Here is a 14,419-nt window from a genome sequence, read left to right on the forward strand (position 1 = left end):
TTTTAGTGGAGACGTTTAGATGGGTAAAATTATTGGTATCGACCTGGGTACAACTAACTCTTGTATAGCGATTATGGATGGCACGCAGGCACGTGTGCTGGAGAACGCTGAGGGCGACCGTACTACGCCTTCTATCATTGCATATACTCAGGATGGTGAAACTCTGGTTGGTCAGCCGGCTAAGCGTCAGGCAGTGACAAACCCGCAAAACACCCTGTTTGCGATTAAACGCCTGATTGGCCGCCGCTTCCAGGACGAAGAAGTTCAGCGTGATGAAGCTATCATGCCGTACAAAATCATCGCCGCCGATAACGGTGATGCGTGGATTGACGTTAAAGGTCAGAAAATGGCACCGCCGCAGATCTCTGCTGAAGTGCTGAAAAAAATGAAGAAAACGGCGGAAGATTACCTGGGTGAAGCGGTAACTGAAGCGGTTATTACCGTGCCGGCGTATTTTAACGATGCGCAGCGTCAGGCAACCAAAGACGCTGGCCGTATCGCGGGTCTGGAAGTCAAACGTATCATCAACGAACCTACCGCTGCCGCACTGGCTTACGGTCTGGATAAAGAAGTGGGTAACCGTACCATTGCGGTTTATGACCTCGGCGGTGGTACTTTCGATATTTCTATTATCGAAATCGACGACGTTGACGGCGAAAAAACCTTTGAAGTTCTGGCAACCAACGGTGATACCCACCTGGGTGGTGAAGACTTTGACAGCCGCATGATCAACTACCTCGTTGACGAGTTTAAGAAAGATCAGGGTATCGACCTGCGTAACGATCCGCTGGCGATGCAGCGTCTGAAAGAAGCCGCAGAAAAAGCGAAAATTGAGCTGTCTTCTGCACAGCAGACCGACGTCAACCTGCCGTACATCACTGCAGATGCGACCGGTCCGAAACACATGAACATTAAAGTGACGCGTGCGAAACTGGAAAGCCTGGTCGAAGACCTGGTGAACCGTTCTATCGAGCCGCTGAAAGTGGCATTGCAGGATGCGGGTCTGTCCGTCTCTGACGTTCAGGACGTGATCCTGGTCGGTGGTCAGACGCGTATGCCGATGGTGCAGAAAAAAGTGGCTGAGTTCTTCGGTAAAGAGCCGCGTAAAGACGTTAACCCGGATGAAGCAGTGGCGATTGGTGCCGCAGTTCAGGGTGGTGTACTGACCGGTGAAGTAAAAGACGTACTGCTGCTGGACGTTACCCCGCTGTCGCTGGGTATCGAAACCATGGGCGGCGTAATGACAGCGCTGATCAGCAAAAACACCACCATCCCGACCAAGCACAGCCAGGTGTTCTCGACTGCGGAAGACAACCAGTCTGCTGTTACGATCCATGTGCTGCAGGGTGAGCGTAAACGTGCCTCTGATAACAAAGATCTGGGCCAGTTTAACCTCGATGGTATTCAGCCTGCACCGCGCGGTATGCCGCAGATCGAAGTCACCTTCGACATTGATGCTGATGGTATCCTGCACGTTTCCGCGAAAGACAAAAACAGCGGTAAAGAGCAGAAGATCACCATCAAGGCGTCTTCTGGTCTGAACGAAGACGAGATCGCGAAGATGGTCCGCGAAGCGGAAGCCAACGCGGAATCTGACCGTAAGTTCGAAGAGCTGGTTCAGACCCGTAACCAGGGCGACCATCTGCTGCACAGCACCCGTAAGCAGGTTGAAGAAGCGGGCGATCAACTGCCAGCTGATGACAAAACCGCTATCGAGTCTGCACTGAGCGCGCTGGAAACATCGCTGAAAGGCGAAGACAAAGCGGATATCGAAGCGAAGATGCAGGCGCTGGCACAGGTTTCCCAGAAGCTGATGGAAATCGCTCAGCAGCAGCACGCACAGCAGCAGGCTGGCGCTGATGCTTCTGCAAACAATGCGCAGGATGACGATGTGGTCGACGCTGAGTTTGAAGAAGTAAAAGACAAAAAATAATCGCCCTTTGAATGGGTTATGAACTGGCACGGGCGAAGAGGTTTCCTCTCCGCCCGTGCTCGCATGTTAGGGGCTGAAAAAGACAATGGCGAAACAAGATTATTACGAGATTTTAGGCGTTTCCCGGACAGCGGAAGAGCGTGAAATCAAAAAGGCGTACAAACGCCTGGCGATGAAGTATCACCCGGACCGTAACCAGGGCGATAAAGAAGCCGAAGCCAAATTTAAAGAAATCAAAGAAGCGTATGAAATCCTCACCGACGCCCAGAAGCGTGCGGCTTACGATCAGTACGGCCACGCCGCGTTCGAGCAGGGCGGCATGGGCGGCGGTGGCGGTTTCGGCGGCGGCGGTGCTGACTTCGGCGATATCTTTGGCGACGTGTTTGGCGATATCTTTGGCGGCGGCCGTGGTCGTCAGCGTGCCTCACGCGGTGCCGATCTGCGCTACAACATGGATCTGACGCTGGAAGAAGCGGTACGCGGCGTTACCAAAGAAATTCGCATTCCGACGCTAGAAGAGTGTGATATCTGCCACGGTAGCGGTGCTAAACCCGGCACGCAGCCGCAGACCTGCCCGACCTGTCATGGTTCCGGCCAGGTACAAATGCGTCAGGGCTTCTTTGCGGTACAGCAGGCCTGTCCGCATTGTCAGGGCCGCGGTACGCTGATCAAAGATCCGTGCCATAAGTGCCACGGTCACGGGCGCGTCGAGAAAAGCAAAACGCTGTCGGTTAAAATTCCGGCAGGTGTGGATACTGGCGACCGTATCCGTTTGTCAGGCGAAGGCGAAGCGGGCGAGCACGGCGCGCCAGCGGGCGATCTGTACGTTCAGGTGCAGGTAAAACAGCATCCGATCTTCGAACGCGAAGGCAACAACCTGTATTGTGAAGTGCCGATCAACTTTGCCATGGCGGCGCTGGGCGGTGAAATCGAAGTGCCGACGCTGGATGGCCGGGTGAAACTGAAAGTGCCCGGTGAAACGCAGACCGGTAAACTGTTCCGTATGCGCGGCAAAGGGGTGAAATCGGTACGCGGCGGGGCGCAGGGCGATTTGCTGTGCCGCGTGGTTGTCGAAACGCCGGTAGGTCTCAATGACAAGCAGAAACAGCTACTGAAAGATCTGCAGGACAGTTTTGGCGGTCCGACGGGCGAACATAACAGCCCGCGCTCTAAAAGCTTCTTTGATGGTGTAAAAAAGTTTTTTGATGATTTGACGCGTTAATATCATCCCTGCAATTCATCGGCCTGAGAGTTCACTCTCAGGCTTTTTTTTGCCTGTTTATTACTGAGTCGGCCAGCGTCCGCCCTCAGAACGGCCTGTATCCCTGGCGTTCAGGTTTCAGTACCGCCACAAAAGAGATAGATATATTAAGTTTTATTAAAAATGATATGTTGTTTAGCTAAATAGAGTTGTTGGTTTATATGCAACATTTTGTGGATTTATTGTTTATAAAAAAACGATGTCTCTCATCGTAATAATTTATTATTCTTTTGATAAACTGTTATTTGCTTTATTTTGAGTATTATCTATATTGCATTTTTTAAATTTAAGAGGCTGACAATGGATGGGCTCAAAAGGTGCCAACAAGCACTTTGATTATAATTTAATCAAAGTCCTTGACGCTGTCATATCGGCAGGCAATGCCACCAAAGCCTCCAAAAGATTATCCGTTACGCCTGCTGCTATTTCTCTGGCGCTGTCCCGTTTGCAGAGCTTTTATCAGCAAGAATTATTTGTCAGAAGCAAAGATGGTCTTGTTCCTACGGCAAAAGCCCTCGAGATCCATCAGGCTTTTCGTCAGGCTATGGCGCTGGTAAATGATACCTTTGTCCCCGAAGAGACGAGTACGCGCAGCCAGAAAATCACCGTGCTGGGTAGCGAGATCGCTGAAAACTATTATCTGTCTCAGTTATATGAAGACGATATTTTTGAGCGATTCTCTCTGCGTCATTTCTCTGCCAGAAATATACATAAAGATACTCTCAAAGAACATTTGATAGTCGGTGATTGCGATCTTGTTATCAGCCCCGACACCATCATCGAGCCGGGTATCGAAAACCAACTTATCGACAGCTTTAAAAACTTCGTCTGCATCTGTAGCGCCGATAATCTGCTTGGCGAGTTGTCGCAGCTCACGCTGCACAGCTTTTATTCTGCACGTCATGCCGTCTATCAGTCCGGGATCTTCTCGCCCATTATGATCAATGATGACGATCTGCATGAAAAAAATGACGAGTATAAGGGGTACCGGGTGAAGGGATACCGCAGTGATTCCATCAGCGGCATCATCAGTATCGTTGAGCGAACCTCATTAATTGCCATATTACCTTTAAAGCTGGCGCTTTTTTATAAAAATCAGCGCCGCTACGCGATTAAAATGGTCCAGCCGCCGCCGGAATTGGTTTTTAAACCGCTGAATGTGTATGCTTCATGGAATAATAAAAGCAGTAAAAAACAGGACGTAAAGGAATTGGTAGATATGCTTCATACCCTTTCCTCATTCAGACGTTAGGAGTAGTACCTTCAGGGACGAGTGATAAAAATTGGTATTCAATGATGCGGTTTGATTACGGCTTTAGCGCTATTTTTATTACATTCCTACCATGTCATTTCAATACAGGAAGTTAAAATGTCTATTCCCAATCATTTAGAAACCTCAGAAGTTGTACTTCTGGAGATGGAAATTTTATTAACCGTTGTCGCGACGGGCGCGTGGGGCGGTTTTGTCAGTTATCTGTTAAAGTCCAACAGGAAAAAGACGGAACCAATGCATAAAGGCATTATGAGCTGTCTTACGCAAATTGTGATCTCCTGCTTTACCAGTTTTTTATTAAGTGCTATTGCGATTGAAAAAGGGTTTAGCTTCAATATGATTTTACTGGCCGCAGGTGTTGGCGGCGTATTCGCCGCGCCGATACTTAAATTCCTCGGCGATAAACTAAAGAAAACCATCGAAGATAACAGTATCATAAAATAAAAACATAAGGCTCATTGCTGAGCCTTATACAGCCCGTTTTTATATTGCTACGCAAAGGCGTAGCAATGCATTTTTTCGTTTTTTACGTTACCCGGTTTTTAATCCATCCGTAGACGAAATCCTCATTTTGCGGTCTTTCTTCCGTAATGTTCAGGTAGTAGGCACCCTGGCTACAGTTCAGCGCTTCGACCAGCACATGCTCGCCCTCTCTGCCGCGCCAGGCGATGAAGACCTGCAAGGCGGTGATGGTCATAGGTCCGATGTGCCCATCAACTTTAATATCATGATAATTTTTCTGCTCGCGGTTCAGGGCATTCAGCCAGCGCTGCAACCACAGGCAGGGAAGTCGCGGTCCAATGTTCACAGCGGCATCGCAGAGTTCAAAAGCAACCGGCCAGGAAATCTGCGAAATAAGTTCAAAGCCCGGTTTTATCCAGTAATCATTTTCGAGTATAGAGTACGCTTCTGCGCGCGTCATATCCCGCATATTGCCCTGATAACCATTCGCACGCGCTGTCGCTTCGGTAATTCCCCAATTGGTTGCGCCGCCCCGATCGTTAGGGTTATTTGTGTAACTGCCTTCTGTCATTAAAATGCCGTCAATAACTGGATTCATTTTTTCACCTCAACAATATTAGTGGATATTCACATAACAGGCGGCTGCTAATACGGCAGCGGCAGCAACGGTAAGCATGACTTTAACTGGCGTTTTATTTAGCCATGCCCAGCGCTTGCCTGCTTTATTGTCTATTGGTTTTACCGGAATCTGGTTATTAACCTGAATGCCTTTTCGCGGCACGGTAATCAAAAAATCATTCACTCCTAATGATTTTAGATCGCGACGAATGAGATAGAGTATCTGCGTTAAATTGGCATCATTAACGAAGTTCCCCCGACTTCCCCATAGCGCCGTAGTGAGCTGCTGGCGTTCAATCACATCCATTTGTGCGTTCTCAATAATAAAGCTAAGGCATCTTGCACGCATTGCGGTCATTTTGATAACCAGCGAATTCGAGATACTTCTTAACTCATGATTCCTTTCATTGTAGATACAATTGTTATTAATCATGTAGGTTTTCATAACGTCATCCTTTAGAAATTTACATCCTGTTTTGAGTGCGGTTGATATTAATTATAAGAATTTGCTCAATCCATTATTTCCCAATGATTTTATTGAGTTAAACGCTGGAAAACCAACTTACGTCACAAAAAAGCGACCTTATTAAATGAGGTTTACTATCAACTTTAATGAAACTTAATACGTAACGTAGCGCCGGGTTTTGCTAATTCACCCAATGGTCATTAGCGTGATGAGAATGGAGTGTTTATCTGAGGAGTCTCACTATTTTAGTGATTTGAGCATCACCTGAATATGTGATGTTTTGTGATTAGCCATTTGGCCGATGCGGATGGATTATGGACCCCGCAGAACGAACTGCGATTAATTTTAAATCATAAGGAAATAATCATGGCACAGAGCAAATTAATTAAGGGCGATACCCTGACAGAAACCAGCAACGCGGCTGACGGCTTTAACCCTACAATTGACGACAGTAAACTGAGCTATACCTCTGCTCGTGTCGCGAAACCTGTCTATAACCAGTACAAAGCTGATGCATCGAAGCCGAAAGTATTTGGCTACTATACTGACTGGTCGCAGTACGATTCTCGTTTGCAGGGCGATGACACCGAACTTAACCGTGGTCGCGGCTACGATCTAACCAACGTGTCTCCGACCGCTTACGACAAAATTATTGTTGGTTTCGTGGGCATCACCGGCTTTAAAAAGCAGGATGGTCAGGACCGCGACGTTGTTGCTGAAGGCGCAGCGCTGTGCGGTAAAGTGAAATACGAGCCGACCTTCCTCGATCCGTGGGGCGATTTCCAGACTTACGTAAACGTCGGTTTCGACGTTAGCGGCTGGGATGTCGATCCTAAGACCGTAACTCAGGCCAACACCAAAGGCTTCCTCGGCGGTCTGCGTGATCTGCAGGCGAAAGCGAAAAAACAGGGCCATAACCTTGAGCTGTCCATGAGCATCGGCGGCTGGACCATGAGTAACGGCTTCCATGAAACGTCGGCTTCCGACGCTTCCCGTAAAATCTTTGCTAAAGGCGTGGTCAAACTGTTCAAGCAGTTCCCGATGTTCAGCGGCGTGGACCTGGACTGGGAATACCCGAACGTGGAAGCGGTCGGCAACCCTTACGGACCGGAAGATGGTGCAAACTTTGCCCTGCTGATCGCTGAAGTGCGCAAACAGCTGGACGCCGCAGGCCGCAGCGACGTGAAAATTTCTATCGCTGCTTCCGCGGTTGTCGCTAACCTCGCTTACGCTGGCGTTAACACCCTGATGAAGTCCGGTATGGATTTCGTCAACGTCATGACCTACGACTTCTTCGGTACGCCGTGGGCAGAAACCGTAGCCCATCATACTAACCTGAAAGCGCTGACCGCCGGCGGCTGGTCTGTTGAAACTATTGTTGACTACCTGCTGGCGGAAGGCTTCCCGGCTGAGCGTATCAACATCGGTTACGCTGGTTACACCCGTAACAGCCGCAACACCGAAATCACCAGCTTCTCCCCGCTGGAAGGCACCTATAACCCAGGCAATGGCACGACCACCGGTACGTTTGAATCCGGTACCTCCGAATGGTACGACGTGATCTACAACTACCTGGACCTGGAAAACCAGAAAGGACGTAACGGCTTCAACGTCTATACCGACCAGAAAGCGAACGCGGACTACCTGTACAACCCGCAATCTAAACTGTTCCTGTCGCTGGATACCCCGCGTTCAGTTAAAGCCAAGGGCGAATATGCAGCGAACCTGGGCCTGGGCGGCGTGTTTACCTGGACGGTCGATCAGGACAATGGCGTGCTGGTCAACGCGGTGCGTGAAGGTCTGGGTTATGAGATGAGCAAAGAGGTCATTGATATGGAGCCGTTCTACTTCGAAGGCATCAACGTTGAAGAAAAAGAAGAAGACGGTAAAAAAGTGAACCATGCGCCAAAAGCCGCTATTGAACTGCGTGTTGTGGGCGGTTCCCGCGTTCAACTGTCTGGTGCGAACTCTTCTGATGAAGACAAAGACGAACTGAGCTTCAGCTGGGGCGTGCCGTCTGCCATTACCGTAGCGGACAAAACAGCAGAAATCATTGAGTTTGAAATTCCGCAGGTGACTGAAGAGACGCAGTTCCAGTTCACTCTCTTTGTTCGCGATTGCTGGGGCGAGCCTTCAACGCAACAACGCTTTGTTCTGACCGCGGTTGTCGCTCAGGCAGACGCGCAGCCGAAAGAAGACGACGTGATCCCTGCACCGGAAGACGAAGACGTTATCCCGGCACCGGACGATAAAGAAGAAGATAAAGAAGAAGAGACCGATACCACGCCGGACGATAAGGCTGCGCCTTACGCCGAGTGGGATGCGACCAAAGTTTATGGCGCTAGCTGGGGTTCTTTCGAAATCGTGAGCTGGAAAGGCCATAACTACCAGGTTAACTGGTGGTCCCAGGGCAACCAGCCGGATCTGAACTGCGGCGCTGGCGGCGCATGGACTGACCTCGGCGCTTACTAATCGACCGTAGCACGGATAGTTGTTGAATTTTGCTAAATGGAAGCCCCGGTGACTCGGGGCTTTTTTCCCCTAAGGACAGAGGATTTATCATGTCGGCCATTTCAATTAAGAGCAGCGCGCTCAATGCGCAAAGCTGGTATCAAAAGATGACGCTGACGCTCACGAACAAGAGCGATCGCGCCGTTGATCTCAATCATGCCATCATTCATTTCACAGCATCGGGTCATCCGGATCCGTGGGGTAATTTTGGCGGTAATCTGAAGGGCGATCTTCCATTGACGCTGCGCGAACAGCCGCAGGGAAGATTAAACGCCATTGAGATGACCATCAATAACCGCGGCGAACTCTTACTGGCACCGGGAAAAAGCGGCAAACTCTTTTTTAGTCTGGCGGTGGCAAAAGTCCCGGTGACGCTGTCGGCATTCACATTAACGCTGGCGTCAGAGGCGGCGGACGTTGTTCCGGATGAGGAAGAAGAGGAAGAAATACCGCAGCCGGAGCCACAACCACAGCCTGAGCCGGAGCCTCAGCCGGAGCCACAACCACAGCCTGAGCCGGAGCCTCAACCCGAGCCAGAGCCTCAGCCAGAACCAGTCACCGGCGAGGACATCGTCTTAACCGTCAGCGAGATTAACGTTAACAGCTGGTATCAGCGTGTCAAAATGACCCTGAAAAACGGCTACTCGCGTGCCATCGACCTTAACACGCTGCAAATTACCTTTACCGCCAGCGCGCATCCGGACCCTTACAGCCCGTTCAGCGGGACGTTAATGGGAAACCAGCCGGTTAAACTTGGCAGCGACGGCGGCTGGCCTGTCGAAAAAAATAGCATCACTATCAATAATGACAGCGCAATGAAGCTGGGCGCAGGTAAATCGGCGGAGCTGGAGTTTTATCTGGCGGCAACGCAAACCCCGGTAGTGCTCGAAGACCTACAGGCGACACTGGCGCACGATCCAGGTCGTCAGGGCAAGATCGAATTCATCTTCCCGGCGCGGAAAGAGGCGACCACCCTAAAGCCGGTGCTGGATATCGTTTATCCGGACGGCAGCGTTAAAAACGTCACCGGCGAGTGGGGCCAGTCGCTAACGGTGGCCGATCTCGCGGCAGGGCAGTACACCGTTAACGTCCAGTCTCTTGAAAATGATGACATGCGCATTGCGCCGGTAAAAGAGACGCTGACCGTTACGCTCGCCTCCGGCCAGGACAGCAAGAGCTGCCCAATCGCCTTTCAGGAAACGGTACGTTTTGCCGCGATAACGCTCAAACTGGATCTCCCTTCCTGCGACGGCGGCCAGATAAACGCCGAGCTATGGGGCAGCGATAACACCGTCGCGCGTACCGTGGTGCTTACGGCTGGAGAGGCATTACAGGTGACTCGCCTGACCGCCGGTCAGCGTTATGAGGTGCGTCTGCTTCCCGCATGTATTAACAATCTGATGATTAGCTCTCCGGCGCAGCCGACCGCAGCGATCCCTGAAGCAGGTAAAACCACCGTGGTGAACGTTGGCTATCAGCAGAAAAGCGCCGATACCGCTGGCTTTGTCGAGGTGAAAGCCACCGTGCTTGGTCTGCCAAAAGGTGCCGCGGCTCAGCGCTACCGTTTCCGCAGCGGAAACGGAAAAGGGGAGTACCAGTATCTGCTGACCCTGGAAAGCCATAGCCAGCAACAGGCGTTTCCTCTGCGCATTGCGCCGGGGCTGTATGCCGTGGAGGTCGCCGACGTGCATTGCGATGGGGCCATCTGGCGCTGCGAAACCGACGCCGGTCTGCGCCTGCTGCAAAGCAGCAATGTGATTACGCTCTGCTTTGAAAAAGGCGTTGTTTTACAGGTGCGCGGCTGGCCGGATTACGTTGCTCACGGCGGCGTCACGGTGAATGCGGCGGATACCGCCACGCTCTACCGCGATGTACCCGTCAGCGCGCTGTTTAAATATGACGGTTTTGACGGCGGCGGCGACCCGATCCCGGCAAAAGAGATGGATCTAAATAGTGACGGCTTCCTGGATTACGACCTGCTGCCGATCCACAAAACCGTGCCGCTGGTGCGTCAAATTGAGAAAGAAGCGGGCCGATCGGTGATGCCGGTGATGGTGGTTTATACCGCTAACGCCAGCGGTGGTAGCGCCGTGAGCGATCTGCAGGATAGCCAGAAGCTGCGTAACCACTTCGGTAACTTTATTACCCAATGTATGGCCGCGCAGTCTTATAAAGATGACGCGCATCCGGTCCCGGCGACATTTGTCCTGAACCCCGATTTCCTGGGCGCGATGCAACAGGAGCCTTACGGCTACACGGCGGTGCGGCAGAAAAACAGCGTACCGGTGAATGCCCAGCTTGCCGTGGCGGTGAAGGCGCTTGCCCCGGAGCTGAAATACAGTGCGCCAGCGCTGCCGACGTTCAGTGACGATCTGTATGGCTACATTCAGGCGATCAACTACCTTGTTCACCAGTTTGCGCCGGATGTGGCGTTCGGCTGGCAGACTAACGTCTGGTCAACCGGCACGGCCGACTGGGTACTGCGCGAAGGTGCCGATCCGCAGGCGCAGGGAAAACAGATTGCGGCCTTTATTAATGAGCTTGGCGTTTACAGCGGCAACTACGCACCCGATTTTATCGCTTTCGATAAGTTTGAACGCGACTGCTTTAGCCCGGACGCGCTGGCGCACTATGGCTGGAATGCGACCTGCTGGCTTAACTATCTGGGAATGGTAAAACAGGCGGCAAAAGATCTGAATAAACCCGCTATGCTCTGGCAGATCCCCGGCGGGCATATGCCGACGGTAGAGGAAGGCACCACGATGATTAGCGAAAACCATTTTGCGTCGGGCGGCACCTTCTTTATGGGCGACAAGCGTATTGGTACCAATGTGGAGGCGATTACCGGGACGTTGAAAAATACGGCGATCAATCAGGGCACCTACGGCGCGGCAACGGCAGGAGACTTCTTGCGTAAAGATAAGGGGTATGACTGGGGACAAATGCAGGCGTTAAATCTGCCTGACTATAATGTCTTTTCTATCCTCTGGGGCGGCGGTTCAACCGTCAGCATTACCACTATTCACTCCAACGGTGAAGATGGCGGCTGGCTGGCAGAGAAGATGCGCGAATATTATGGAGCGCCTCGCCGCCTTGTTTAATCCATTTTAACCTGAGCGTTAAAGCGCCTCAGCGACGATCCGCAAACACCTGTTCCGGATCGTCGCAAACCAACGAGATTATTCTTTTTGTGAGCGTTGTTGTTTATTTGTGTTAAGAATTTGCTTATGTTAGTTATGCATCTAAAATGATTACCTGAGTTATTATTTTATCATGCGGTAATTTATCTCTTTTTTGCCATGTAAATAAGTAAATCTATAAATTGATGTTAATTTTACTCAATTGATAACAGCGACTTTAACCCGTATGGTATGCTTTTGATTTCCAGTCTGCATAAAAATGAATACAGAAAATTTAAAAGATATTTCAAATAATGTTGAAGCATTACATTCTTTCATTTTTTCGCAACAGTCAAAACCCTTTGCTGCCATCAATAGCATCTTTACTGCATTACTCCCTTTCTGTACTCCTCTTTTTCTGTCAGCCGGTGAAATTTTTCCGTCTGTTCGGGAGGATGGAGAAAACAATATTATCCTGCTTGAAGAGGGCATTTGTTCGGTTTTTTATACGAAAACACAGCTCCATGCCGGCGTTATTTTTGCCCCTTCCGTAACCGGAATGGGGGACAGTTATGCCGCTCACTACAACATCTCTAAGCAGCCGCTGTACGCTATGATTGCCGAGACGGACTGTAAATATTATGTCATCCGCCAAACGGATTTTTTATCCTGCGCCGACAAGTTCGATTTGTGGCATGACATCGCCCGTATCCTGATGCAGCGCCTGATCTTAATGGGTGCCCGTGAGCAGGAGCAGGTGGGCGTTGACTCCTATCTGAAGGTCAGGGTGCTACTGATCGAAGTATGGGCTTATCCGGAGGATTATCGCCAACAGATAAATATCCTGAAATTCATTCAGCGCCGTACGGGATTGTCGAAAAGCCGCATCATGAAGATCCTTTCTGAACTCAGGAAAGGCGGCTATATCAGTATTGATAACGGGAAACTCATCCAGGTAAAAAAACTCCCGGCCGCTTTTTAATTATTTTTATTAGCGATAAGTGCCATCTGTACCTAATATTTATCGCCTGCTTATGGTTACCATGACGATATTTGTCGTTAGCATAATCTTATGATGCGGTCAATATGACATGCAGTCCATGCCAAATAGAAAAAATTTAATTACCGAAAATCAACAAGTTAACTCTGGTCCTTTAAAGGCATTACGTCAGAATTGCCTCTTAACCCGTTGTTAGTAATAATAAAATTCAAATCGGGAGACGTAAAGAAAGGCTTCGCTTTTCCCGATTTACTCTCGAAAAGCTGATTGACCCAAATTAACGACGACCAGAATCCTGCTCCAGGGGTTCGATCTCTTCTTATACCTTTTGTATAAGACATATGCCGGGCAGGCGGGTGGGCCATTGCTCAGGTATTTAATAAGAGGGTCATTAACACGTAATTAAGATTAACAGAGGATGTATGAAAAAATATTTATTCGCGATGGTAGTAACGGCCATCACTGCGGGTGGAACGGCGTCGGCGGCAGAAGCCGATACCACAACGGTGAACGGCGGTACCGTTAATTTCGTGGGCCAGGTGGTTGATGCTGCCTGTTCTGTAACGGCTGATTCTGTCGATCAGACGGTTAACCTGAGCCAGGTGCGTTCCACGAAATTAACCACTGCCGGGATGGTCGCAAACCAGAAAGAAGACTTCAACATTAAGCTGGAAGATTGCGACACCAGCGTTAGCCAGAATGCCGCCGTTATTTTTAACGGCCAGGAAGATGCTAACCAGCCGGGTTCACTGGCGAACACGGCAGGCGCAGGTTCTGCGACTAATGTCGCCCTGCAACTGTATGGACCGGATGGCCAGGTTCTGAATGTGGGCGAAACGTCCTCAACCGTAACGCTGATCGACGGCGGAAATACCATTCCGCTGAGCGTTGACTACATCGCTACCGGTGCGGCGACGTCCGGTAACGTTGAGGCCACCGCGACCTTCAGCATGGTGTATTCCTGATTTCATGTTTTTCCGCCTTCCTCCTTGCGGGGGAAGGCGGTGCACTATTTACGTTAAAAAGCCGCGCGGGCCAGACGAAAAAGAACAACGATGATGAAAAAACAGATGTTAAAACGGCTTGTACTGCGGGCCATCGCCTTCACGCCGGTGCTGATGCTGGGCATCGTCATGATGGGGGCGACGGTGAAGGCTTACGCGGGCGGCGTGGCGCTCGGCGCAACGCGCGTTATCTATCCGCAGGGCGAAAAGCAGGTCTCCCTGCCCATCACCAACTCTTCTGCAAACAACGTTTTCCTGATCCAGTCATGGGTGGCCAATGCCGATGGAACAAAGTCTCCGGATTTTGTGGTGACGCCGCCTTTGTTTGTGATCCAGCCGAAAAGAGAAAACGTGCTGCGCATTATGTATGTCGGGCCGCCGCTGCCTACTGACCGGGAAAGCGTCTTTTACCTCAACAGCAAAGCGATCCCCTCCGTTGACAAGCGTAAGCTCCAGGGCAACGTGCTGCAAATTGCTACCCAGAGCGTGATTAAGCTGTTTATCCGCCCGAAAAATCTGCCGACGTCTTCCATTGATGCGCCAGCTTCTCTGCGCTGTCACGTAGCTAACGGCAAGGTCACGCTCTCTAATCCTTCGCCGTACTACCTGTCGCTGGTGGAGCTTTACATCGGCAAGGTAAAACAGGCCAACACGATGGTGCCGCCAAAGGGCAGCCTGATACTGAACGCTGCGGGCGACGGTCGCGTGAAGTATGAGACCGTCAATGACTTTGGGGCCAATACCCCTGCGCAGATCTGCGCCGGCAGTTGAT

At 50.7% G+C, this 14,419-nt stretch carries 11 protein-coding genes; 9 read left to right on the top strand and 2 right to left on the bottom strand.

What is annotated here, in order from left to right:
- The first annotated feature begins 19 nt into the window (after positions 1-19).
- The 4 genes from dnaK to ACMGGS_RS10570 all read left to right on the top strand — a co-directional run bounded on the left by dnaK (position 20) and on the right by ACMGGS_RS10570 (position 4,911).
- Positions 20-1,933 (top strand): molecular chaperone DnaK, encoded by a 1,914-nt coding sequence (gene dnaK / locus ACMGGS_RS10555; RefSeq protein WP_176918377.1) that lies wholly within the window; start codon positions 20-22, stop codon positions 1,931-1,933.
- A gap of 85 nt (positions 1,934-2,018) precedes the next feature.
- Positions 2,019-3,155 (top strand): molecular chaperone DnaJ, encoded by a 1,137-nt coding sequence (dnaJ, locus tag ACMGGS_RS10560; protein ID WP_414166016.1) that lies wholly within the window; start codon positions 2,019-2,021, stop codon positions 3,153-3,155.
- A 343-nt stretch (positions 3,156-3,498) separates the two neighbouring features.
- Positions 3,499-4,446 carry a LysR family transcriptional regulator gene (locus ACMGGS_RS10565; protein ID WP_414166017.1) on the top strand — a complete coding sequence of 316 codons (948 nt, stop codon included), beginning with the start codon at positions 3,499-3,501 and terminating at the stop codon, positions 4,444-4,446.
- A gap of 117 nt (positions 4,447-4,563) precedes the next feature.
- The gene (locus ACMGGS_RS10570) at positions 4,564-4,911 is read left to right on the top strand and encodes a phage holin family protein (protein ID WP_414166018.1); all 348 of its coding nucleotides are present in this window, start codon (positions 4,564-4,566) and stop codon (positions 4,909-4,911) included.
- Between the two features lie 82 nt (positions 4,912-4,993).
- Here the strand turns inward: ACMGGS_RS10570 and ACMGGS_RS10575 are convergent, their stop codons facing one another.
- Entirely contained in the window at positions 4,994-5,527 is a 534-nt protein-coding gene (locus ACMGGS_RS10575; RefSeq protein WP_414166019.1) for a glycoside hydrolase family 108 protein, read from the bottom strand.
- 18 nt (positions 5,528-5,545) lie between these two features.
- Positions 5,546-5,992: a winged helix-turn-helix domain-containing protein gene (locus tag ACMGGS_RS10580; protein ID WP_414166020.1), complete on the bottom strand. Its 447-nt coding sequence runs from the start codon at positions 5,990-5,992 to the stop codon at positions 5,546-5,548.
- A gap of 387 nt (positions 5,993-6,379) precedes the next feature.
- Between ACMGGS_RS10580 and ACMGGS_RS10585 the strand changes: the two genes are divergently transcribed.
- The 5 genes from ACMGGS_RS10585 to ACMGGS_RS10605 all read left to right on the top strand — a co-directional run bounded on the left by ACMGGS_RS10585 (position 6,380) and on the right by ACMGGS_RS10605 (position 14,418).
- The gene (locus tag ACMGGS_RS10585; RefSeq protein ID WP_414166021.1) at positions 6,380-8,485 is read left to right on the top strand and encodes a glycosyl hydrolase family 18 protein; all 2,106 of its coding nucleotides are present in this window, start codon (positions 6,380-6,382) and stop codon (positions 8,483-8,485) included.
- 89 nt (positions 8,486-8,574) lie between these two features.
- On the top strand, positions 8,575-11,625 hold the full coding sequence (locus ACMGGS_RS10590; protein ID WP_414166022.1) for a chitinase: 3,051 nt from the start codon (positions 8,575-8,577) through the stop codon (positions 11,623-11,625).
- Positions 11,626-11,923: 298 nt separating this feature from the next.
- The gene (locus ACMGGS_RS10595) at positions 11,924-12,625 is read left to right on the top strand and encodes a helix-turn-helix domain-containing protein (RefSeq protein WP_414166023.1); all 702 of its coding nucleotides are present in this window, start codon (positions 11,924-11,926) and stop codon (positions 12,623-12,625) included.
- A gap of 440 nt (positions 12,626-13,065) precedes the next feature.
- A complete protein-coding gene (locus ACMGGS_RS10600) occupies positions 13,066-13,608 on the top strand; it encodes a fimbrial protein BcfA (RefSeq protein WP_414166024.1) in 543 nt (180 codons plus the stop codon).
- Between the two features lie 93 nt (positions 13,609-13,701).
- Positions 13,702-14,418 (top strand): fimbria/pilus periplasmic chaperone, encoded by a 717-nt coding sequence (locus ACMGGS_RS10605; protein ID WP_414166243.1) that lies wholly within the window; start codon positions 13,702-13,704, stop codon positions 14,416-14,418.
- Position 14,419 lies beyond the last annotated feature (1 nt).

The sequence above is a fragment of the Superficieibacter sp. BNK-5 genome, from assembly GCF_047456055.1.
Classification (GTDB): domain Bacteria; phylum Pseudomonadota; class Gammaproteobacteria; order Enterobacterales; family Enterobacteriaceae; genus Superficieibacter.

What these genes read in the sequence shown, in the direction of transcription:
- ACMGGS_RS10600 (WP_414166024.1), top strand. Translation starts at nt 13,066, where the DNA reads ATGAAAAAATATTTATTCGCGATGGTAGTAACGGCCATCACTGCGGGT.
- ACMGGS_RS10565 (WP_414166017.1), top strand. Translation starts at nt 3,499, where the DNA reads ATGGGCTCAAAAGGTGCCAACAAGCACTTTGATTATAATTTAATCAAA.
- dnaJ (WP_414166016.1), top strand. Translation starts at nt 2,019, where the DNA reads ATGGCGAAACAAGATTATTACGAGATTTTAGGCGTTTCCCGGACAGCG.
- ACMGGS_RS10580 (WP_414166020.1), bottom strand. Translation starts at nt 5,992, where the DNA reads ATGAAAACCTACATGATTAATAACAATTGTATCTACAATGAAAGGAAT.
- ACMGGS_RS10595 (WP_414166023.1), top strand. Translation starts at nt 11,924, where the DNA reads ATGAATACAGAAAATTTAAAAGATATTTCAAATAATGTTGAAGCATTA.
- ACMGGS_RS10585 (WP_414166021.1), top strand. Translation starts at nt 6,380, where the DNA reads ATGGCACAGAGCAAATTAATTAAGGGCGATACCCTGACAGAAACCAGC.
- ACMGGS_RS10570 (WP_414166018.1), top strand. Translation starts at nt 4,564, where the DNA reads ATGTCTATTCCCAATCATTTAGAAACCTCAGAAGTTGTACTTCTGGAG.
- ACMGGS_RS10590 (WP_414166022.1), top strand. Translation starts at nt 8,575, where the DNA reads ATGTCGGCCATTTCAATTAAGAGCAGCGCGCTCAATGCGCAAAGCTGG.
- ACMGGS_RS10575 (WP_414166019.1), bottom strand. Translation starts at nt 5,527, where the DNA reads ATGAATCCAGTTATTGACGGCATTTTAATGACAGAAGGCAGTTACACA.
- ACMGGS_RS10605 (WP_414166243.1), top strand. Translation starts at nt 13,702, where the DNA reads ATGAAAAAACAGATGTTAAAACGGCTTGTACTGCGGGCCATCGCCTTC.
- dnaK (WP_176918377.1), top strand. Translation starts at nt 20, where the DNA reads ATGGGTAAAATTATTGGTATCGACCTGGGTACAACTAACTCTTGTATA.